Below are 20,237 nucleotides of genomic sequence, written 5' to 3'. Positions count from 1 at the left end.
AGAATTTCCTAGTAAGTTAGAATAAAAGCGGAAAAGACAAGACCTGAGCAGGCTTGTCTTTATGAGTTATTTTTTACGGGCTGCTGCGTATTCGGCAACGGCAGTAAAGAGGACATCTGTTGAAGAGTTGAGAGCTGTTTCACATGAGTCCTGGATGACCCCAATCACAAATCCAACACCGACAACTTGCATGGCAATATCGTTAGAAATGCCGAAAAGGCTACAAGCAACTGGGATAAGGAGGAGGGAACCGCCAGCGATACCAGAAGCCCCACAGGCTGAGATAGCAGCTACTACACTAAGGACAAAGGCTGTCGCAAAGTCAACAGGGATGCCGAGAGTATTTACTGCAGCAAGCGTTAGAACATTAATGGTAATCGCTGCCCCGGCCATGTTGATAGTAGAACCGAGTGGGATAGAAACCGAATAGGTATCTGGATCTAGTCCGAGGTCGTGACAAAGTTTCATATTGACAGGGATGTTCGCCGCAGAACTACGAGTAAAGAAGGCTGTAACACCGCTGACACGCAAACATTTCCAAACGAGGGGATAAGGATTTCTCTTCATAAAGAGAAAGGCAATCAATGGATTGACAACCAGAGCGACAAAGAACATGGTTGTCACCAAGAGGGCAAGCAAGATTCCATAGTTGGCTAGACTGCCGATTCCCTTATCAGAGATAGTTTTGAAGACAAGGCCAAGGATTCCAAAGGGAGCTAGGTTGATGATCCATTCGACAATCTTAGAAGTCACATCAGCCATAGTTTTCAGCAATTCTTTACTGTTTTTGCTGGCCTCTCTCATAGCAATCCCGAAAACAACTGCCCAAGATAGGATACCGATGTAGTTGGCTGCGACAAGGGCATTGACTGGATTGTCAACCAGTTTTAGCAAGAGGTTGCTGAGGACCTGGCCAATTCCATCTGGTGGTGCGATTTCTGTATTGGCACTATTTAAGGTAATCTCAACAGGGACGATGAAACTTGCTAAGACAGCAACAAGAGCAGCAGCAAAAGTTCCTACCAAGTAAAGGAAGATAACCGTTTTCATGTTGCTATCTTGTCCCTTTTGATGTTGGGAAAGGGCGTTAGCAACGAGGGCAAAGACTAGAATAGGTGCGATGGCTTTTAGACCGCCAACAAAGAGATCTCCGAGTAGACCAATTCCTGAAATGTTAGGAAGTGTCAGCCCTAGGGTTCCTCCAATAAGCATGCCAATCAAAATCCGTTTGATTAGGCTTGCCTTATTCCAAGCATGAATGAATTTTTTCATAACAATCTCCTTTGTTGTGTAATGTTTATGATTATAGTATAAATATGAACTAAAATCAAGAATTTTCTGTCTATTTTGGCTATTATTTTTGAATATTTATGGAGATTCATCACTTGTGAAAGTATGGTATAATAAATGAAAGGAGTTTTCTATGAAAGAATTTATTCAAACCTACCTCAATAAGCTTGATATAACAACGATTATTGAGAATATCTTAACCAAGTTACTTTCTCTTTTATTCTTATTTTTACTCTTTTATATAGCTAAGAAATTGCTCCATACCATGGTGCAGAGAATTGTTAAACCTTCTCTAAAAATGTCTCGTCATGATGTCGGGCGTCAGAAAACCATCTCACGTTTATTAGAGAATGTGTTTAATTATACCCTTTATTTCTTTTTACTTTATTGTATCTTGTCTATTTTGGGTTTGCCAGTTTCTAGTTTGCTGGCAGGTGCTGGGATTGCTGGGGTGGCCATTGGGATGGGAGCCCAAGGCTTTCTGTCTGATGTCATCAATGGCTTTTTTATCCTCTTTGAACGTCAACTGGATGTGGGAGATGAGGTCGTTCTGACAAATGGTCCTATTACTGTATCAGGCAAGGTGGTTAGTGTTGGCATTCGAACAACTCAACTCAGAGGAGAAGATCAGGTTCTGCACTTCGTTCCCAATCGAAATATCACCGTCGTCAGCAATTTCTCTCGGACAGACCAGGCCTGAAATTTTAGCAGATTTATGGTACAATAGAAAGAGTTTGGTAAAGGAGAGAAGATGTTTTTAGAAAAACAGTTGGGCAATGGTTGTACCTGGATTAACCTAGATTTAGACAAGTTGAAAAAACTAGAGGACCTTTCTGAAATCTACGGTTTGGACAAGGAAACCATCGAATATGCGCTGGATAGAAATGAGCGTGCCCACATGGATTATCACCGTGAAAATGGGACTGTGACCTTTATCTACAATGTCTTGAACTTGAAAAAGGATAAGGCATACTATGAAGCCTTTCCTATGACCTTTATCGTTGAACATCGTCGCCTGATTACCATTAGTAATACCAAGAACGCCTATGTCATTGAACAGATGACCCGTTATCTGGAGAGTCATGAAATGCTTTCGATTTACAAGTTTCTCTTTGCAAGTCTGGAAATCATCAGCAATGCCTACTATCCTGTCATCGAGCAGATGGACAAGAGTAAGGACGAGGTCAATGGCCTCTTGCGCCAGCGGACGACTAAGAAAAACCTTTTTGCCCTTTCCGACTTGGAGACTGGTATGGTTTATCTTACTGCGGCTGCCAAGCAAAATCGCATGTTGCTGGAACATATTCAAGGGCATGCCCTCTATCGCAGTTTTAACGAGATTGAGAGAGAACAGTTTGATGATGCCATGATTGAGGCTCATCAGCTGGTATCCATGACAGACTTGATTTCTCAAGTCCTCCAACAACTATCAGCATCTTACAACAACATACTAAACAATAATCTGAATGATAATTTGACAACCTTGACTATCATTTCAGTCTTGCTAGCGGTTTTGGCAGTAGTGACAGGCTTTTTCGGAATGAATGTTCCCCTACCCTTAACAGATGAGCCCCATGCTTGGCTCTACATTAGCTTGGTCAGTGCTGGGTTGTGGATTGTTTTGTCATTGTTATTAAGGAAAATTGCGAAAAAAAGTTAAGAAAAGGAGCCAAAATGGTGATTGAAAACTACATGCCAGACTTTGCTGTGGAAGCAGTCTATGATCTGACAGTCCCAAGCCTGCAGGCGCATGGAATCAAGGCTGTTTTGGTCGATTTGGACAATACCCTCATTGCTTGGAACAACCCTGACGGGACGCCAGAGATGAAGCAATGGCTACATGATCTTCGGGACGCGGGCATTCGCATCATCGTGGTATCAAATAACACCAAAAAACGCGTTCAACGTGCAGTTGAGAAGTTTGGAATTGATTACATTTATTGGGCTCTGAAGCCCTTCACATTTGGAATTGACCGTGCCATGAAGGAATTCCACTATGAGAAAAGCGAAGTGGTCATGGTCGGTGACCAGCTCATGACAGATATACGAGCAGCCCACCGTGCTGGCATTCGCTCGATTTTAGTCAAACCCTTGGTCCAACATGACTCGATCAAAACGCAGATTAACCGAGCTCGTGAGCGCCGTGTGATGCGAAAAATCACTGAAAAGTACGGACCGATTACATATAAAAAAGGAATTTAACTATGGAAGAAATTCTCTGTATTGGTTGTGGAGCAACCATTCAGACGACAGACAAGGCTGGTCTTGGATTTACCCCTCAGTCGGCACTTGAAAAAGGTTTGGAGACTGGCGAAGTCTATTGCCAACGCTGTTTTCGTCTCCGCCACTACAATGAAATCACAGATGTCCAGTTGACGGACGATGATTTCCTCAAGCTCTTGCACGAGGTTGGAGACAGTGATGCATTAGTGGTCAATGTCATTGATATATTTGATTTTAATGGCTCTGTTATCCCAGGATTGCCACGTTTTGTCTCAGGCAATGATGTCCTCTTGGTTGGAAATAAAAAAGATATCCTCCCTAAGTCAGTTAAGCCGAGCAAGATTAGCCAGTGGCTCATGGAACGTGCCCACGAAGAAGGACTTCGTCCAGTCGATGTCGTCCTAACTTCGGCACAAAACAAACATGCCATTAAGGAAGTCATTGACAAGATTGAACACTACCGTAAGGGCCGTGATGTCTATGTGGTTGGTGTAACCAACGTTGGAAAATCAACTCTTATCAATGCTATTATCCAAGAAATCACGGGTGATCAGAATGTTATCACGACTTCGCGCTTCCCAGGGACAACCTTGGACAAGATTGAGATTCCGCTTGACGACGGTTCTTATATCTACGATACACCGGGGATTATCCACCGTCACCAGATGGCTCACTACTTGACGGCTAAAAACCTCAAGTATGTCAGCCCCAAAAAGGAAATCAAGCCTAAAACCTATCAGCTCAATCCTGAACAAACCCTGTTTCTAGGTGGTCTCGGACGCTTTGACTTTATTGCAGGTGAGAAGCAAGGTTTCACAGCCTTCTTTGACAACGAATTGAAACTCCATCGTACCAAGCTAGAAGGAGCGACTGCTTTCTACGATAAGCACGTCGGAACCCTTCTGACACCACCAAATAGTAAGGAAAAAGAAGATTTTCCAAAACTAGTTCAGCATGCATTTAACATTAAGGAAAAGACAGACCTAGTCATCTCAGGCCTAGGTTGGATCCGCGTAACAGGCACAGCCAAAGTCGCAGTCTGGGCACCAGAAGGCGTCGCAGTCGTCACACGAAAAGCAATTATTTAAAATGAAATCACTGAGCGAACAAAGTGAGCTCATAAAGAGATAGTTATTGCCGTGGTGTCTTGCCAATCATTAGATTGGCAAGGGGCACAATTGAGACCAAGGCTCAATTGTGAGGCCAGGAAATCCATTTTTCAAAGATGAGATCTTTGGAAAATTAGTTCCGACCGTCCCTCACTACCTAAAATAACTATCAAAAAATAAGGAAGAAATTATGTCATTAACATCAAAACAACGTGCCTTCCTCAACAGTCAGGCACACACCCTCAAACCCATCATCCAAATCGGGAAAAATGGACTTAACGACCAAATCAAAACCAGCGTCCGTCGGGCTCTTGACGCACGGGAATTGATTAAGGTTACACTCTTGCAAAATACAGATGAAAACATCCACGAAGTAGCTGAAATCTTGGAAGAAGAAATCGGTGTGGATACAGTCCAAAAAATCGGACGCATCTTGATTTTGTTTAAACAATCCAGCAAGAAAGAAAATCGCAAGATTTCTAAAAAAGTCAAAGAAATCTAAAAACCTACTCCAAATAACTGTTTTTACAGAGAAATAAAGGAGACTAGCCTATGGCAATCGAATTATTGACTCCCTTTACCAAGGTAGAGTTGGAGCCAGAAATCAAGGAGAAAAAACGCAAACAAGTCGGGATTTTAGGGGGGAATTTTAACCCTGTTCACAATGCCCATCTCATTGTTGCGGATCAAGTACGGCAGCAGTTGGGACTGGATCAAGTCTTGCTCATGCCTGAATACCAACCCCCTCATGTAGATAAAAAGGAAACAATCCCTGAACACCATCGTCTCAAGATGCTTGAGTTGGCTATTGAGGGGATTGAAGGACTAGCTATTGAAACCATTGAGTTGGAGCGCAAGGGTATTTCCTACACCTACGATACCATGAAGCTTCTAACTGAGAAGAATCCAGACACGGATTATTACTTTATCATCGGTGCCGACATGGTGGACTATCTGCCTAAGTGGTATAGAATTGATGAGTTAGTTGATATGGTTCAGTTTGTGGGAGTTCAGCGCCCACGCTACAAGGCTGGGACTTCTTACCCAGTTATCTGGGTGGATGTGCCTCTCATGGATATCTCGTCCAGCATGGTGCGTGACTTCCTTGCCCAAGGTCGGAAACCCAACTTTCTCCTGCCTCAGCCTGTGCTAGACTACATCGAGAAGGAGGGGCTCTACTGATGGCCTATCAAGACTATATCAACTGCTCTCGCGAGGCTTTGTTGGAAAAAATGGCAGAGCTTCTGCCTGAAAAACGCTTAACCCATTGTTTGGGTGTGGAGCGTGCAGCCATAGAACTGGCTCAGCGCTTTGGAGTCGATGTCGAGAAAGCAGGTCTTGCAGGCCTTCTTCATGACTATGCTAAAAAGCTGTCAGATCAGGAATTTCTGGATTTGATTGACCGTCATCAGCTAGATCCTGACCTCAAGAACTGGGGCAATAATGTCTGGCATGGCATGGTTGGCATCTACAAGATTCAGGAAGATTTGAATTTGCATGATTCTGAAATCCTGCGAGCTATTGAAATCCATACAGTCGGGGCGGCTCAGATGACAGACCTAGACAAGGTTATCTATGTCGCAGACTATATAGAGCACAATCGTGCCTTTCCTGGAGTAGATGTAGCGCGTGAGATTGCGAGTCTATCGCTTAATAAGGCGGTGGCCTACGAAACAGCTCGTACCGTGGAACATCTAGCTCATCAGGGATTCCCAATCTATCCCCAAACCCTTGAAACCTATAACGCCTTTGTGCACTATTTGAAAGAGGACTAAATGAACGAAAAAGAATTACTAGAACTAGTCGTGAAAGCGGCGGATGAGAAACGTGCAGAGGATATCCTTGCACTTGATGTACAAGATTTGACCAGTGTGACAGACTATTTTGTTATTACTAGCTCAATGAATAGCCGTCAGTTGGATGCTATCGCTGATAATATCCGTGAAAAAGTAGCCCAAGCAGGCTTTAAAGGCAGTCATGTCGAAGGTGATGCAGCTGGAGGCTGGGTCCTACTAGACCTCGGCGCTGTCGTTGTGCATGTCTTTTCAGAAGAAATGCGTGCCCACTATAACCTAGAAAAACTATGGCATGAGGCGAATTCTGTAGATTTATCTGAAACTCTGGCTTAGAAGACGAACTCAGTTGTAGTCAACTGGGTTTCTTTGCTTATTTTAGAAAAAAATGGATAGAAAGTAAAGGGCCTCGTGTTTGCTTCATTTCGAAACTGAACACGAGCTAAAAAATGAGGGGAAAAAGTAACTTTCTTTGTATCTGACGATAGGGAAGAAAGTTTCCTATGTACTATTTGCTTTTAAGGCTCTTTGTATCTTAGAAAGGATTTGAACCCGTCCTGTAATTCTCGGAAAATAGACAGCCTTCTTTGGAACTCGGCTCCATCTTCAGGCTCCTAATTTTCTATCGAATTACGGGCGGACTCGGTATCATGATTATGGCAACTTATGAAACTTTTGCGGCTGTTTACGATGCGGTCATGGACGACAGTTTATACGATAGATGGACGGATTTTTCGCTTCGTCATTTGCCTAAGACCAAGGAGAGAAAGAAACTCTTGGAACTGGCTTGTGGGACAGGAATTCAATCTGTGCGCTTCTCTCAGGCTGGTTTTGATGTGACTGGTCTTGATTTGAGTGCGGATATGTTGAAGATTGCCGAAAAGAGAGCGGCTTCAGCCAAGCAAAAGATTGAATTTATTGAAGGCAATATGCTGGATTTGTCCAAGTCAGGTCAATATGATTTTGTCACGTGTTATTCGGACTCTATCTGCTATATGCAGGATGAGGTGGAAGTAGGGGACGTCTTTAAGGAAGTCTATAATGCTCTCAACGAAGATGGCATCTTCATCTTTGATGTGCATTCGACCTACCAGACAGATGAAGTTTTTCCAGGCTATTCCTACCATGAAAATGCGGAAGATTTTGCCATGCTATGGGATACCTACGAGGACGCGGCGCCTCACTCTATCGTTCATGAACTAACCTTCTTTATCAAGGAGGCTGACGGTTCCTTTAGTCGCCACGATGAAGTTCATGAGGAGCGAACCTATGAGGTTTTGACCTATGATATTTTGCTGGAACAGGCTGGATTCAAGTCCTTCAAACTCTATGCGGATTTTGAGGACAAGGAGCCAACAGAAACCAGCACCCGTTGGTTTTTTGTGGCGCAGAAGTAGGAGATCATTATGACCATCACAGGTATTATCGCGGAGTTTAATCCTTTTCATAATGGGCATAAATACCTGCTGGAACAGGCAGAGGGGCTGAAAATCGTAGTCATGTCTGGAAATTTCATGCAACGTGGAGAGCCTGCTATTGTGGATAAGTGGGCACGGGCCCAGATGGCACTGGAAAATGGCGCAGACTTGGTAGTGGAATTGCCATTTTTAGTCAGTGTTCAGGCAGCAGATTTCTTCGGCCAAGGAGCTGTGGATATCTTGGATCGGTTGGGCATTGATAACTTAGCCTTTGGGACGGAGGAAGTTCTGGATTACCAGAAAATCGCTGACTTATACACAGAGAAAGGTGCTGAGATGGAGAAATTTGTGGAAAATCTGCCTGATTCCCTTTCTTATCCCCAGAAAACCCAAGCCATGTGGAAGGAATTTGCAGATCTTGATTTTTCAGGCAATACGCCCAATCATGTTCTAGCTTTAGCCTATGCCAAGGCGGTTGCCGGGCGGTATATCAAGTTGCATCCGATTCAGCGTCAGGGTGCTGGTTACCATTCTGTGGATAAGGATGTGGACTTTGCCTCGGCGACAGCCCTCCGTCAGCACCAGAGGGACAAAGATTTCTTAGAACACTTTATGCCTTCTGTTGCCCTATTTGAGCAGGCCAGTAAGGTGAGCTGGGATGACTATTTTCCCTTGCTCCGCTATCAAATCTTGTCCAATCCAGACCTAACCACTATCTATCAGGTCAATCAAGAAATGGCAGTGCGCATCAAGGAAGCTATCAAAAAAGCCCAGTCTGTGGAAGAATTGGTCGAGTTAGTGACTACCAAACGATATACCAAAGCGCGTGTCAGACGCCTCTTGACCTATATCTTGGTGCAGGCAAGAGAAAGTGATTTGCCAGAAGCCATTCATGTCCTTGGATTTACTGAAAAAGGCAGACAACATCTCAAGTCTCTGAAAGGGCAGGTCCATCTAGTCAGCCGAATTGGCAAAGAACCCTGGGATGCCATGACTCAAAAGGCAGACCAGATTTATCAACTGGGAAATTCGAGTATAAAAGAGCAGAATTTTGGAAGAGTGCCGATTAGAATAGAAACAAACTAAGTCTATTGTGAAGTAGGCTTTTTCTCAAGTCTCTACTAAACTACTATTTCTAAACTACTATTTCTAAACAACAATTTTATTTTAGCAAATGCGTTCCAATTTCCTCAAAACATATTCTATTTTAGGTTTGTGAAAATCACTTTTTTATGGTAGAATGTAAAAGAATGTATGTCATTCGGAATAACAATAAAATGAGGTAAAAACATGGAGATCATGTCGCTTGCGATTGCTGTTTTTGCCGTCATCATTGGTTTAGTCATTGGATATGTCAGCATCTCAGCTAAGATGAAATCATCTCAGGAAGCTGCGGAGTTGATGCTTTTAAATGCTGAACAAGAAGCAACTAATTTACGTGGACAAGCTGAGCGTGAAGCAGATTTACTTGTTAATGAAGCCAAACGTGAAAGCAAGTCTCTTAAAAAAGAAGCACTATTGGAGGCCAAAGAAGAAGCCAGAAAATACCGTGAAGAAGTGGACGCTGAATTCAAATCAGAACGTCAAGAACTCAAACAAATCGAAAGTCGTTTGACAGAGAGAGCTACTAGCCTCGACCGTAAGGACGACAATTTGACGAGTAAAGAACAAACACTTGAACAAAAAGAACAAAGTATTTCTGATAGAGCGAAAAACCTTGATGCGCGTGAAGAGCAATTAGAGGAAGTCGAAAGACAAAAAGAAGCAGAGTTAGAGCGTATTGGTGCTCTGTCTCAGGCAGAAGCACGAGATATTATCTTGGCTCAGACAGAGGAAAACTTGACCAAGGAGATTGCCAGCCGCATTCGTGAAGCTGAGCAAGAGGTCAAGGAACGTTCTGACAAAATGGCCAAGGACATCTTGGTTCAAGCTATGCAACGTATCGCTGGTGAATATGTAGCAGAGTCAACAAACTCAACAGTTCATCTGCCAGACGATACTATGAAGGGACGCATTATTGGTCGTGAAGGTCGTAACATTCGTACCTTTGAAAGTTTGACAGGGGTTGATGTCATTATCGACGATACACCAGAAGTGGTGACCTTGTCAGGATTTGACCCGATTCGTCGCGAGATTGCTCGTATGACTATGGAAATGTTGCTCAAGGATGGTCGTATCCACCCAGCTCGTATCGAAGAGTTGGTTGAGAAAAACCGTCAAGAGATTGATAATAAGATCCGTGAATATGGTGAGGCAGCAGCCTATGAGATTGGTGCGCCAAACCTTCATCCAGACTTGATGAAGATTATGGGACGTTTGCAGTTCCGTACTTCTTATGGACAAAATGTCTTGCGTCATTCGATTGAGGTGGCTAAGTTGGCTGGTATCATGGCGAGCGAGCTTGGTGAAAATGCAGCTCTTGCCCGTCGTGCAGGATTCCTTCACGATATCGGGAAAGCCATTGACCGCGAGGTTGAAGGTAGCCACGTTGAAATTGGTATGGAATTGGCTCGTAAGTACAAGGAGCATCCAGTTGTGGTGAATACGATTGCTAGTCACCACGGAGATGTTGAAGCTGAGAGCGTCATTGCAGTTATCGTCGCTGCAGCAGATGCCTTGAGCGCAGCTCGGCCAGGTGCTCGTAGTGAGTCTCTTGAAAGCTACATCAAGCGTCTCCATGATTTGGAAGAAATTGCTAACGGCTTTGAAGGAGTACAAAATAGCTTTGCCCTTCAAGCAGGACGTGAAATCCGCATCATGGTCAATCCAGGACAAATCAAGGACGACAAAGTCACAATCTTGGCTCACAAAGTTCGTGAGAAAATTGAAAACAATCTCGATTACCCAGGAAATATCAAGGTAACCGTGATTCGTGAACTTCGTGCAGTAGATTATGCTAAATAATAAAAAACTGAAGTCAGAAGAGAATCTGACTTCAGTTTTTTGAATAAATTATTTGAAATAATTCGTTATATTATCGAGGCGAAACCTCAATTGGAGATAGGTAGACTAAATCTTGAGTGGAGTTATAGTTTCCAATTTGTGCCTTTATATGTACATTTTGGCCTTTAGAAATATTTTCGCCATTAAAAGAGTTGAAAGCGGCGTTAGAAACTGTTGTTATATTTACAAATTTAAAGTTTGGTCCCGAAGGTGCTTGTTCTGCTCCTAAGTAATTTCCGCCATAAATAAGCATATCGAATTTTGTTTTGTAATTTTTATAGTGTGCAATATCTGCTATGTGTCCATCAAATTCGATGACTTGACCTTTATATTTTTGAATAAAATTTGTTATGGTGCTTGAGTCATCAGTTTGCAATAGTGCTTTAAATTCCTCATTGTTTTCAGTTGTGATGACAGCTGATTGGGATGGACTTGTTGACGAGGTTTCGGTCGAGCTTGATGTGGTGTTAGTTGAACTAGAGGAAGCAGGCGTCGAACTTGATGATGTAGAGGATGATTCACTAGTTTTCTCGACAGATTTTTCAATAACGCTACTAGTTTCTGTAGATGAAGGGTGAGAAACAGTAGTTGACTTATCTGAGTATAATCCAATTATAACTGATATAAGAATCATAAATATTGCAACAGCACCGATTAAATATGGAATTAATTTTTTTACCTTCAATTCCAGTGGGCTTAATGGTGTGATTTCAACCTCAGCTTCTTTTTCAAAAAAACCAAAAATTCCGGCATTTCCATGATCAATAATATTGATTTTGACTTCACTTTTTTTGAGATTAAGTTCAGATAAGCCATTTTCAATCGCTTCATCAACATTTTTTCCTTTATAATTTCCCATAAACTTCTCCTTTTTATATTAGTAGTTTTATTATCTCTTAAATAGAATAAAAAGGCAAGTATATTTTAAGGGGATACCTTGTATAAATCTAAATAAATAAGAAAGAGCAGTTGAAAAATTACTGCTTTTTTGTTACACTAGATAGAAAGACTGTAAAGGATAATCTGGCTTTTTGTCATTATTCTAGAGAAATGTTATTTCACAGACTGACTAAAGGAGACACAATGGCAGACCGAGGCTTACTAATCGTTTTTTCTGGTCCTTCAGGGGTTGGAAAAGGAACGGTTAGAAGAGAGATTTTTGAGAGTTCTGAAAACCAATTTCAATACTCTGTATCGATGACGACACGCGCACAACGTCCTGGAGAAGTGGATGGTGTTGACTATTTCTTCCGTACTCGCGAAGAGTTTGAAGAGCTGATTCGTCAAGGACAGATGTTGGAATACGCAGAATATGTCGGCAACTACTATGGAACTCCTCTGACCTATGTCAATGAAACCTTGGACAAGGGAATCGATGTTTTCCTTGAAATTGAGGTTCAGGGCGCTCTTCAGGTCAAGAAAAAGGTTCCAGATGCTGTCTTTATCTTCCTGACACCACCAGATTTGGATGAATTGCAAGATCGTTTGGTAGGACGTGGAACAGACAGTGCAGAAGTGATTGCCCAACGAATCGAAAAGGCCAAGGAAGAAATTGCGCTCATGCGTGAGTATGATTATGCGATTGTCAACGATCAGGTGCCCCTAGCTGCTGAGCGTGTCAAACGTGTGATCGAAGCAGAGCACTTCCGTGTGGATCGTGTCATTGGTCACTATCAGGAGATGTTACCGAAATCTCCAACTACCCGATAAAATTTAGAAAATAGGTACAAGCAAATGATGTTAAAACCCTCTATTGATACCTTGCTCGACAAGGTTCCATCAAAATATTCACTCGTAATCTTGGAAGCAAAACGTGCCCACGAATTGGAAGCAGGTGCGCCAGCAACTCAAGGTTTCAAGTCTGAAAAATCAACTCTTCGCGCTTTAGAAGAAATCGAATCAGGAAACGTTACAATTCACCCAGATCCAGAAGGAAAACGTGAAGCAGTGCGTCGCCGTATCGAAGAAGAAAAACGTCGCAAAGAAGAAGAAGAAAAGAAAATCAAAGAGCAAATCGCTAAAGAAAAAGAAGATGGTGAAAAAATTTAAGGTTGGGGGGACTCAATCTTATTTTTTCTATTGCAAGAATGTACTGACAAGGAGGAGGTGAGAAGATGGCTATAGCCAAGATTATCGTGGATGTGCCTTTGATGCAGACGGACCAGCCCTATAGTTATAGAATTCCTGCGGAATTTGAGGGAATGTTGGAAGTTGGAATGCGGGTTCATGTACCTTTTGGTAAGGGCAATCGCCTGATTCAAGGAATTGTTCTTGGTTTGGAGTCCCAATCAGATGAAGAAGAGGCTAATCAAGATTTAAAAAATATTGCAGAGGTGCTGGATTTTTCTCCTGTTCTCACGCAAGAACAACTCTGGCTGGCTGAAGAGCTCCGTAAGTCAGTCTTCTCCTATAAAATCTCTATCCTCAAGGCTATGTTACCAGGGTTTCTGAACTCCAGCTATGATAAGATTCTCTATCCTCTGGCAGGTCTGAGTCAGGAAGACCGAGAGCGCTTGTTTGGTTCAGAGGATTCGCTTGCCTTTTCTTCTCTAGACCTTGCCAAACAAGCCGAAATGATGAGTTTGACTAGAAAAGGCCTGCTTGGTCTGGAATATCAGGCGATTGATCAAAAGAAGGTCAAGACCCAGTCTTGGTATGAGGTGAATCTTGCTCAATTAGAAGGTGTAGAGATTTCTGCACGTGCCAAGAAAAAGTTAGAACTGAGAGACTATTTGCTTTCTCATCCTGAGAGTGCTTCCTTGGCTAGTTTGTTAGAATCTTACTCGCGGGAGCAAGTTAACTTCTTTGTGGAACAAGGTGCTGTTTCCATAGTCCAAAAGGAAGTGCAACGCTCGGCTGCTTATTTTGAAGGGATTGAAGCAAGTCAGCCTTTGGAATTGAATCCAGAGCAAAGACGGGCGCGTGATGCGGTTGTGAGTGCTATTGGTAGTCATCAGCCCCCCTTCCTCCTTCAAGGGATTACAGGAAGTGGGAAGACCGAGGTTTATTTGCAGATTATCCAAGGGGCCTTGGATAAGGGCAAGACAGCTATTTTGCTGGTACCTGAGATTTCCTTGACTCCTCAGATGACGGAGCGTTTTATCGCTCGTTTTGGGGATAAGGTTGCCATTCTTCACTCTGGCCTGTCCAATGGTGAAAAGTATGATGAATGGCGCAAGGTGGAACGTGGCGATGCCCAAGTTGTTGTTGGTGCTAGATCGGCCATCTTTGCTCCGCTGAAAAATCTGGGTGTTATGATTATTGATGAGGAGCATGAAGCAACTTATAAGCAGGATAGTAATCCTCGTTACCATGCCAGAGAAGTAGCCATTTTACGGGCCCAATACAATCAAGCGGCATTGGTTCTTGGTTCCGCGACACCGAGCTTAGAGAGCCGGGCGCGTGCTGGAAAAGGCGTCTATCAACACTTACGTCTGACCCAACGTGCCAATCCTTTGGCTAGGATCCCTGAGGTTCAAGTGATTGACTTTCGGGACTATATCGGACAAAATGAGACGTCAAACTTTACACCTCCCTTGCTAGAGGCTATCCAAGACCGTCTGGTTAAAAAAGAGCAGGTGGTTCTTATGCTCAATCGCCGTGGTTATTCTAGCTTTGTCATGTGTCGGGAGTGTGGGACGGTGGATACTTGTCCTAACTGTGACATTTCCTTGACCTTGCACATGGATACCAAGACCATGAACTGCCATTATTGTGGTTTCTCGGAGGACATTCCTCAGGCCTGCCCTAACTGTAAGAGTCGCAGTATTCGTTACTATGGGACGGGAACTCAGAAGGCTTATGATGAGCTGGCAGAACTCTTTCCACAGGCCCGCATTTTGCGGATGGATGTGGATACGACTCGTAGGAAAGGCAGTCATCAAGCCCTGCTTGACCAGTTTGGACGAGGGGAAGCGGATATCTTGCTAGGTACTCAGATGATTGCCAAGGGTTTGGATTTTCCCAATGTGACCCTAGTTGGAGTTCTCAATGCGGATACAGCTTTAAATCTGCCTGATTTCCGTTCTTCTGAAAGAACTTTCCAGCTCTTGACTCAGGTTGCAGGCCGGGCAGGTCGTGCTGAAAAAGCTGGGCAGGTCTTGATTCAGTCTTACAATCCTCAGCACTACGCTATTCGATTTGCCAAGGATCAGGATTACGAAGGTTTTTATGCCTATGAAATGGGAATCAGACGACAACTTGGTTATCCGCCTTACTATTTCACCATTGGCATTACCCTTTCTCATAAGAAAGAAGAAGAGGTAATCAAACGTGCTTATGAAGTCATGAACATTTTGCGGTTAGGATTGTCAGAGACCAGTAACATCCTTGGGCCAACGCCAAAACCGATTGCCCGTACCCACAACCTCTATCATTACCAGATTTTAATTAAATACCGTTTAGAAGATGAGCTGGGGTTAACCCTCAACCAGGTCTTAGCCTTGACTCAAGAAAGGGAAAATAGTGAGCTTCGTCTCAGTATTGACCATGAGCCACAGCAATTTTTATAAGAAGGAGAAGATATGACAAAATTAATCTTTATGGGGACACCCGACTTTTCAGCAACAGTCTTAAAAGGACTTTTGACAGATGACCGTTACGAAATTCTAGCCGTTGTGACCCAGCCAGATCGCGCTGTCGGCCGTAAAAAAGTGATCCAAGAGACACCAGTCAAGCAAGCTGCCAAAGAGGCAGGACTTCCTATCTACCAACCTGAAAAACTATCTGGAAGTCCAGAGATGGAAGCTATTATGAATTTAGGAGCGGATGGAATTGTGACCGCTGCTTTTGGGCAGTTTCTCCCAAGTAAACTCCTTGATAGCATGGACTTTGCGGTCAATGTTCACGCTTCCCTTCTTCCCAAACACCGTGGTGGTGCGCCTATCCATTATGCCTTGATTCAAGGAGATGAGGAAGCTGGTGTGACCATTATGGAGATGGTTAAGGAAATGGATGCAGGGGATATGATTTCTCGTCGTAGTATTCCGATTATGGATGAGGACAATGTCGGCACCTTGTTTGAGAAATTGGCGCTAGTTGGTCGTGATTTGCTTTTGGATACTTTGCCTGCCTATATTGCTGGGGAGATTAAACCTGAACCACAGGATCCAAGTCAGGTTACTTTCTCGCCAAACATCAAGCCAGAGGAAGAAAAGTTGGATTGGACTAAAAGCAATCGTCAACTCTTTAACCAAATCCGTGGGATGAACCCCTGGCCTGTTGCCCATACTTTCCTTAAGGGCGACCGCTTTAAGATTTATGAAGCCCTACCAGTAGAAGGTCAGGGCAATCCAGGTGAAATCCTCTCTATCGGCAAGAAAGAATTGATTGTCGCAACGGCAGAAGGAGCTTTGTCCCTCAAACAAGTGCAGCCAGCTGGTAAACCTAAGATGGACATTGCTTCCTTCTTAAACGGAGTTGGACGGACATTGACTGTAGGAGAACGATTTGGTGACTAAAGTAGAAACGGCTAGAAGTTTAGCCCTAGCAGTATTAGAGGATGTTTTTATCAATCAAGCATACTCAAATATCGCCTTAAATAAGCATCTCAAGGGAAGTCAGCTCTCTACAGCAGACAAGGGCTTGGTGACCGAGCTGGTCTATGGAACGGTAGCCCGTAAACTGACTCTGGAATGGTACTTGTCCCACTTTATCGAAGACAGAGACCAGCTAGACAGCTGGCTCTATGTCCTTCTTCTCATGAGTGCTTACCAACTCCGCTATTTGGACAAGATTCCAGACCATGCTGTGGTCAATGAAGCAGTAGAATTGGCCAAAGTCCGTAAAAAAGGCAGTGAAAAATTGGTCAACGCTGTCCTTCGCCGTATCTTGCGTGAAGGCTGGCCAGATATTGCTAGCATCAAACGAAAAAACAAGCGTGATTCCATTGCCTATTCTCTCCCAGTTTGGCTAGTTGCCAAGCTCAAGGAAGAATACGGAGAAGAGCGAGCGCAAGCTATCTTTGAAAGCCTTTTGGTGCGAAACAAGGCCAGTATTCGTGTAACGGACCTAGGACGAAAAGAAGAAATCCAAGTCTTGTTGGAGGCTAGTGCTTCACCTTTGTCTGTTTCTGGTCTGGTTAAGGAGCAAGGCCACTTTGCGGGACATGACCTATTTTCAGAGGGTGCTATTACTATCCAAGACGAGTCCAGTCAGCTGGTTGCTCCGACGCTTGATTTACAAGGTGATGAGCAGGTTCTAGATGCCTGTGCGGCTCCGGGTGGAAAAACAGCCCATATAGCCTCTTATCTCACGACAGGTCAGGTTACGGCTTTGGACCTTTACAATCACAAGTTGGACTTGATTCAAGAAAATGCTCAACGTCTGGGAGTTGCAGATCGGGTTCAAACGCAAAAATTAGATGCCAGAAAGGTGCATGAGTTTTTTGGTCAGGATTCTTTTGATAAGATTTTGGTGGATGCTCCCTGTTCAGGAATTGGTCTTCTGCGTCGAAAACCAGACATCAAATACAATAAAGAAACGGCAGATTTCGCGTCCTTACAGGAAATTCAGCTAGAAATATTAGGTAGTGTTTGTCAAACACTACGCAAAGGTGGTATAATAACTTATAGTACCTGTACTATTGTCTCAGAGGAAAACTTTCAAGTCGTACAGGCATTTTTAGAAAGTCATCCTGAATTTGAGCAGGTAACACTAGAACATGAATGTAAGGATATCATGAAAGACGGCTGTATCCTCATTACACCTGAATTGTATGGAAGTGATGGATTCTTCATCAGTCAATTTCGCAAGATATCGGATTAGGAAGGAACTAACACATGGAAATTTCATTATTAACAGATGTTGGTCAGAAACGAACAAATAACCAAGACTATGTCAACCACTATGTCAATAGAGCTGGACGTACTATGATTATCCTAGCTGATGGTATGGGAGGTCATCGCGCAGGGAATATTGCGAGTGAAATGGCGGTAACAGACCTAGGTGTAGCTTGGGTAGATACTCAAATCGATACAGTTAATGAAGTACGTGAATGGTTTGCTAACAACCTTGAGATTGAAAATCAAAAGATTAACCAATTGGGACAAAATGAAGCCTATAAAGGAATGGGAACAACTCTTGAGGCTGTAGCCATTATTGATAATCAGGCTATTTATGCTCACATCGGAGATTCTCGTATCGGTTTGATTCGTGGAGAAGAATACCACCAGTTAACGAGCGACCATTCTTTGGTCAATGAATTGCTTAAGGCTGGTCAATTGACACCTGAAGAAGCTGCTAGCCATCCACAGAAAAATATTATTACCCAGTCAATCGGTCAAAAAGACGAAATTCAGCCTGATTTTGGAATGATCACCCTTGAGCCGGGAGACTATCTCTTACTCAATAGTGATGGCTTGACAAATATGATTTCAGGCAGTGAGATTTCTGATATTGTAACCAGCGATATTTCTTTGGCAGATAAGGCAGCAACCTTGATTCGTTTTGCCAACAATGCAGGTGGTTTGGACAATATCACAGTTGCCCTTATTGCTGTTAATGAGGAGGCAACAGAATGATCCAAATCGGCAAGATTTTTGCCGGGCGGTATCGGATTATCAAACAAATTGGTCGAGGAGGCATGGCAGATGTCTATTTGGCCAAGGATTTGATTTTGGACGGTGAAGAAGTGGCAGTGAAGGTCCTGAGGACCAACTACCAGACAGATCCTATTGCAGTGGCTCGTTTTCAGCGGGAAGCGAGAGCCATGGCGGATCTGGACCATCCTCATATCGTTCGGATAACAGATATTGGTGAGGAAGACGGTCAACAGTATCTTGCAATGGAGTATGTTGCTGGACTAGACCTTAAACGCTATATCAAGGAACACTATCCTCTTTCTAATGAAGAAGCAGTCCGTATTATGGGACAAATCCTCCTAGCCATGCGTTTGGCTCATACCAGAGGAATTGTCCATAGGGACTTGAAACCTCAAAATATCCTTTTGACACCAGATGGGACTGCCAAAGTCACAGACTTTGGGATTGCGGTAGCCTTTGCAGAGACAAGTCTGACCCAGACTAACTCTATGCTGGGTTCGGTTCATTACTTGTCACCAGAGCAGGCGCGTGGTTCGAAGGCGACTGTGCAGAGTGATATCTATGCCATGGGGATTATTTTCTATGAGATGCTGACAGGCCATATCCCTTATGACGGGGATAGTGCGGTGACCATTGCTCTCCAGCATTTCCAGAAACCACTGCCGTCAGTTATAGCTGAGAATCCATCTGTGCCTCAGGCTTTAGAGAATGTTGTCATCAAGGCAACTGCCAAGAAATTGACAGATCGTTATCAGTCAGTTGCAGAGATGTATGTGGACTTGTCTAGTAGTTTGTCTTATAATCGTCGCAATGAGCCTAAATTGGTGTTTAATGATACCACTAAGGCTGACACCAAGACTCTTCCTAAAGTTCCACAAAGTACCTTGACTTCGATTCCTAAGGTGCAAACACAAAGTCCAAAGCCACAGACTGCGAAGCCGAGTCAGCAGGCTTCAGAGGACAATTACGCAACCAAACCTGTTAAGAAACGGAAATTTAGAGTTCGCTATATGATTTTGTTGGCCAGCATTGTATTGGTGGCAGCTTCTCTTATTTGGATACTATCCAGAACTCCTGCAACCATTGCCATTCCAGATGTGACAGGTAAGACAGTGGCGGAAGCCAAGGAAACCCTCAAGAAAGCCAATTTTGAGATTGGCGAGGAGAAATCAGAGGCTAGTGAAAAGGTGGAAGAAGGGCGGATTATCCGTACAGATCCTGACGCTGGAACTGGTCGAAAAGAAGGAACGAAAATCAATTTGGTTGTCTCATCAGGCAAGCAATCTTTCCAATTGAGCAATTATATCGGCCGTAAATCGACCGATGTTATCGCAGAGCTCAAGCAGAAGAAGGTACCTGAAAATCTCATCAAGATAGAGGAAGAAGAATCAAGCGAGAGTGAAGCAGGAACCGTTCTCAGACAGAGTCCAGCTGCCGGAACAACCTATGATTTGAGCAAAGCCTCAACGATTACCTTAACCGTTGCTAAGAAAGTAACCAGTGTTGCTATGCCAAGTTATATAGGATCTAGTCTCGAATTTACTAAAAATAATCTCGTTCAAATTGTCGGTATTAAAGAAGCCAATATTGAAGTTGTAGAAGTGTCGACAGCTCCCGCTGGAACTGCTGAAGGTACAGTCGTTGAACAGAGTCCAAAAGCAGGTGAAAAGGTTGATTTGACTAAGACGCGTGTCAAGATTTCAATCTACAAACCAAAAACACCGCCGTCAACGTCATCATCAGCACCAGCCCAACGTGGAAACCAAGGTTCTACTACAACACCAAGTCAGGGGAACCAACAAGGAAATCAACGAGGGAATGCACCTGCTCCTACTCAATCAAGTAGTGAAGGAAACCACGAAAATTCTCGTGATTAAACGAATCTTTGTCATGATTTCATGACAAAGATTTTTTTTGAGT

General features: G+C 43.4%; 20 protein-coding genes. 18 read left to right on the top strand and 2 right to left on the bottom strand.

The window, feature by feature from the left end:
* Positions 1–66 precede the first annotated feature (66 nt).
* On the bottom strand, positions 67–1,272 hold the full coding sequence (gene sstT, locus M1G05_RS05460; RefSeq protein WP_247953293.1) for a serine/threonine transporter SstT: 1,206 nt from the start codon (positions 1,270–1,272) through the stop codon (positions 67–69).
* Between the two features lie 151 nt (positions 1,273–1,423).
* On the opposite strand from sstT, the gene M1G05_RS05455 reads away from it, so the two are divergent.
* The 11 genes from M1G05_RS05455 to M1G05_RS05405 all read left to right on the top strand — a co-directional run bounded on the left by M1G05_RS05455 (position 1,424) and on the right by M1G05_RS05405 (position 10,737).
* Positions 1,424–1,990, top strand: a complete 567-nt coding sequence (locus M1G05_RS05455; protein ID WP_247953292.1) for a mechanosensitive ion channel family protein — start codon at positions 1,424–1,426, stop codon at positions 1,988–1,990.
* A gap of 51 nt (positions 1,991–2,041) precedes the next feature.
* Positions 2,042–2,950 carry a magnesium transporter CorA family protein gene (locus M1G05_RS05450; protein ID WP_247953291.1) on the top strand — a complete coding sequence of 303 codons (909 nt, stop codon included), beginning with the start codon at positions 2,042–2,044 and terminating at the stop codon, positions 2,948–2,950.
* Positions 2,951–2,964: 14 nt separating this feature from the next.
* Positions 2,965–3,492 carry a YqeG family HAD IIIA-type phosphatase gene (locus M1G05_RS05445; RefSeq protein ID WP_084925558.1) on the top strand — a complete coding sequence of 176 codons (528 nt, stop codon included), beginning with the start codon at positions 2,965–2,967 and terminating at the stop codon, positions 3,490–3,492.
* Positions 3,493–3,494: 2 nt separating this feature from the next.
* Positions 3,495–4,601: a ribosome biogenesis GTPase YqeH gene (yqeH, locus tag M1G05_RS05440; protein WP_247953290.1), complete on the top strand. Its 1,107-nt coding sequence runs from the start codon at positions 3,495–3,497 to the stop codon at positions 4,599–4,601.
* 211 nt (positions 4,602–4,812) lie between these two features.
* Complete coding sequence (gene yhbY, locus M1G05_RS05435) at positions 4,813–5,124, top strand: ribosome assembly RNA-binding protein YhbY (RefSeq protein ID WP_045612188.1); 312 nt, start codon at positions 4,813–4,815, stop codon at positions 5,122–5,124.
* Between the two features lie 50 nt (positions 5,125–5,174).
* Positions 5,175–5,804, top strand: a complete 630-nt coding sequence (locus M1G05_RS05430; protein ID WP_045612187.1) for a nicotinate-nucleotide adenylyltransferase — start codon at positions 5,175–5,177, stop codon at positions 5,802–5,804.
* The gene (gene yqeK / locus M1G05_RS05425) at positions 5,804–6,397 is read left to right on the top strand and encodes a bis(5'-nucleosyl)-tetraphosphatase (symmetrical) YqeK (protein ID WP_045612186.1); all 594 of its coding nucleotides are present in this window, start codon (positions 5,804–5,806) and stop codon (positions 6,395–6,397) included. The genes M1G05_RS05430 and yqeK overlap by 1 nt, the downstream gene beginning before the upstream one ends.
* Positions 6,398–6,751, top strand: a complete 354-nt coding sequence (gene rsfS, locus M1G05_RS05420; protein WP_045612185.1) for a ribosome silencing factor — start codon at positions 6,398–6,400, stop codon at positions 6,749–6,751.
* 320 nt (positions 6,752–7,071) lie between these two features.
* The gene (locus M1G05_RS05415; RefSeq protein ID WP_045612599.1) at positions 7,072–7,812 is read left to right on the top strand and encodes a class I SAM-dependent DNA methyltransferase; all 741 of its coding nucleotides are present in this window, start codon (positions 7,072–7,074) and stop codon (positions 7,810–7,812) included.
* 9 nt (positions 7,813–7,821) lie between these two features.
* Positions 7,822–8,919 carry a nucleotidyltransferase gene (locus M1G05_RS05410; protein WP_247953289.1) on the top strand — a complete coding sequence of 366 codons (1,098 nt, stop codon included), beginning with the start codon at positions 7,822–7,824 and terminating at the stop codon, positions 8,917–8,919.
* A 204-nt stretch (positions 8,920–9,123) separates the two neighbouring features.
* Entirely contained in the window at positions 9,124–10,737 is a 1,614-nt protein-coding gene (locus M1G05_RS05405) for a ribonuclease Y (RefSeq protein ID WP_000404934.1), read from the top strand.
* 70 nt (positions 10,738–10,807) lie between these two features.
* Here M1G05_RS05405 and M1G05_RS05400 read toward each other — a convergent pair whose 3' ends face one another.
* On the bottom strand, positions 10,808–11,635 hold the full coding sequence (locus M1G05_RS05400; protein WP_049500241.1) for a DUF4839 domain-containing protein: 828 nt from the start codon (positions 11,633–11,635) through the stop codon (positions 10,808–10,810).
* 224 nt (positions 11,636–11,859) lie between these two features.
* On the opposite strand from M1G05_RS05400, the gene gmk reads away from it, so the two are divergent.
* From gmk to pknB, 7 genes are all read left to right on the top strand, one after another.
* On the top strand, positions 11,860–12,486 hold the full coding sequence (gmk, locus tag M1G05_RS05395; protein ID WP_000775041.1) for a guanylate kinase: 627 nt from the start codon (positions 11,860–11,862) through the stop codon (positions 12,484–12,486).
* 24 nt (positions 12,487–12,510) lie between these two features.
* Entirely contained in the window at positions 12,511–12,825 is a 315-nt protein-coding gene (rpoZ, locus tag M1G05_RS05390) for a DNA-directed RNA polymerase subunit omega (protein ID WP_000979235.1), read from the top strand.
* Between the two features lie 65 nt (positions 12,826–12,890).
* A complete protein-coding gene (locus tag M1G05_RS05385) occupies positions 12,891–15,287 on the top strand; it encodes a primosomal protein N' (protein ID WP_247953288.1) in 2,397 nt (798 codons plus the stop codon).
* Between the two features lie 12 nt (positions 15,288–15,299).
* Positions 15,300–16,235 carry a methionyl-tRNA formyltransferase gene (gene fmt, locus M1G05_RS05380; protein ID WP_247953287.1) on the top strand — a complete coding sequence of 312 codons (936 nt, stop codon included), beginning with the start codon at positions 15,300–15,302 and terminating at the stop codon, positions 16,233–16,235.
* Entirely contained in the window at positions 16,228–17,541 is a 1,314-nt protein-coding gene (rsmB, locus tag M1G05_RS05375; RefSeq protein ID WP_045612598.1) for a 16S rRNA (cytosine(967)-C(5))-methyltransferase RsmB, read from the top strand. Before fmt ends, rsmB begins: the two co-directional genes overlap by 8 nt.
* A gap of 14 nt (positions 17,542–17,555) precedes the next feature.
* Positions 17,556–18,296: a Stp1/IreP family PP2C-type Ser/Thr phosphatase gene (locus M1G05_RS05370; RefSeq protein ID WP_247953286.1), complete on the top strand. Its 741-nt coding sequence runs from the start codon at positions 17,556–17,558 to the stop codon at positions 18,294–18,296.
* Entirely contained in the window at positions 18,293–20,194 is a 1,902-nt protein-coding gene (gene pknB / locus M1G05_RS05365; protein WP_247953285.1) for a Stk1 family PASTA domain-containing Ser/Thr kinase, read from the top strand. The genes M1G05_RS05370 and pknB overlap by 4 nt, the downstream gene beginning before the upstream one ends.
* The last annotated feature ends 43 nt before the right edge of the window (positions 20,195–20,237 follow it).

The sequence above is a fragment of the Streptococcus mitis genome, from assembly GCF_023109515.1.
In the GTDB taxonomy this organism is placed as follows: Bacteria; Bacillota; Bacilli; order Lactobacillales; family Streptococcaceae; genus Streptococcus; species Streptococcus mitis_CS.
The sequence above is the reverse complement of the archived record's forward strand: the minus strand, read 5'-3'. Positions and strand labels throughout refer to the sequence as shown.

Excerpts from the sequence above, each read along its gene's own strand:
- M1G05_RS05415 (WP_045612599.1), top strand. The coding sequence starts at position 7,072 with ATGGCAACTTATGAAACTTTTGCGGCTGTTTACGATGCGGTCATGGAC.
- M1G05_RS05370 (WP_247953286.1), top strand. The coding sequence starts at position 17,556 with ATGGAAATTTCATTATTAACAGATGTTGGTCAGAAACGAACAAATAAC.
- M1G05_RS05405 (WP_000404934.1), top strand. The coding sequence starts at position 9,124 with ATGGAGATCATGTCGCTTGCGATTGCTGTTTTTGCCGTCATCATTGGT.
- M1G05_RS05410 (WP_247953289.1), top strand. The coding sequence starts at position 7,822 with ATGACCATCACAGGTATTATCGCGGAGTTTAATCCTTTTCATAATGGG.
- M1G05_RS05450 (WP_247953291.1), top strand. The coding sequence starts at position 2,042 with ATGTTTTTAGAAAAACAGTTGGGCAATGGTTGTACCTGGATTAACCTA.
- rpoZ (WP_000979235.1), top strand. The coding sequence starts at position 12,511 with ATGATGTTAAAACCCTCTATTGATACCTTGCTCGACAAGGTTCCATCA.
- sstT (WP_247953293.1), bottom strand. The coding sequence starts at position 1,272 with ATGAAAAAATTCATTCATGCTTGGAATAAGGCAAGCCTAATCAAACGG.
- M1G05_RS05400 (WP_049500241.1), bottom strand. The coding sequence starts at position 11,635 with ATGGGAAATTATAAAGGAAAAAATGTTGATGAAGCGATTGAAAATGGC.
- M1G05_RS05385 (WP_247953288.1), top strand. The coding sequence starts at position 12,891 with ATGGCTATAGCCAAGATTATCGTGGATGTGCCTTTGATGCAGACGGAC.
- yqeK (WP_045612186.1), top strand. The coding sequence starts at position 5,804 with ATGGCCTATCAAGACTATATCAACTGCTCTCGCGAGGCTTTGTTGGAA.
- fmt (WP_247953287.1), top strand. The coding sequence starts at position 15,300 with ATGACAAAATTAATCTTTATGGGGACACCCGACTTTTCAGCAACAGTC.
- yhbY (WP_045612188.1), top strand. The coding sequence starts at position 4,813 with ATGTCATTAACATCAAAACAACGTGCCTTCCTCAACAGTCAGGCACAC.
- M1G05_RS05455 (WP_247953292.1), top strand. The coding sequence starts at position 1,424 with ATGAAAGAATTTATTCAAACCTACCTCAATAAGCTTGATATAACAACG.
- gmk (WP_000775041.1), top strand. The coding sequence starts at position 11,860 with ATGGCAGACCGAGGCTTACTAATCGTTTTTTCTGGTCCTTCAGGGGTT.
- M1G05_RS05430 (WP_045612187.1), top strand. The coding sequence starts at position 5,175 with ATGGCAATCGAATTATTGACTCCCTTTACCAAGGTAGAGTTGGAGCCA.
- M1G05_RS05445 (WP_084925558.1), top strand. The coding sequence starts at position 2,965 with ATGGTGATTGAAAACTACATGCCAGACTTTGCTGTGGAAGCAGTCTAT.
- yqeH (WP_247953290.1), top strand. The coding sequence starts at position 3,495 with ATGGAAGAAATTCTCTGTATTGGTTGTGGAGCAACCATTCAGACGACA.
- pknB (WP_247953285.1), top strand. The coding sequence starts at position 18,293 with ATGATCCAAATCGGCAAGATTTTTGCCGGGCGGTATCGGATTATCAAA.
- rsfS (WP_045612185.1), top strand. The coding sequence starts at position 6,398 with ATGAACGAAAAAGAATTACTAGAACTAGTCGTGAAAGCGGCGGATGAG.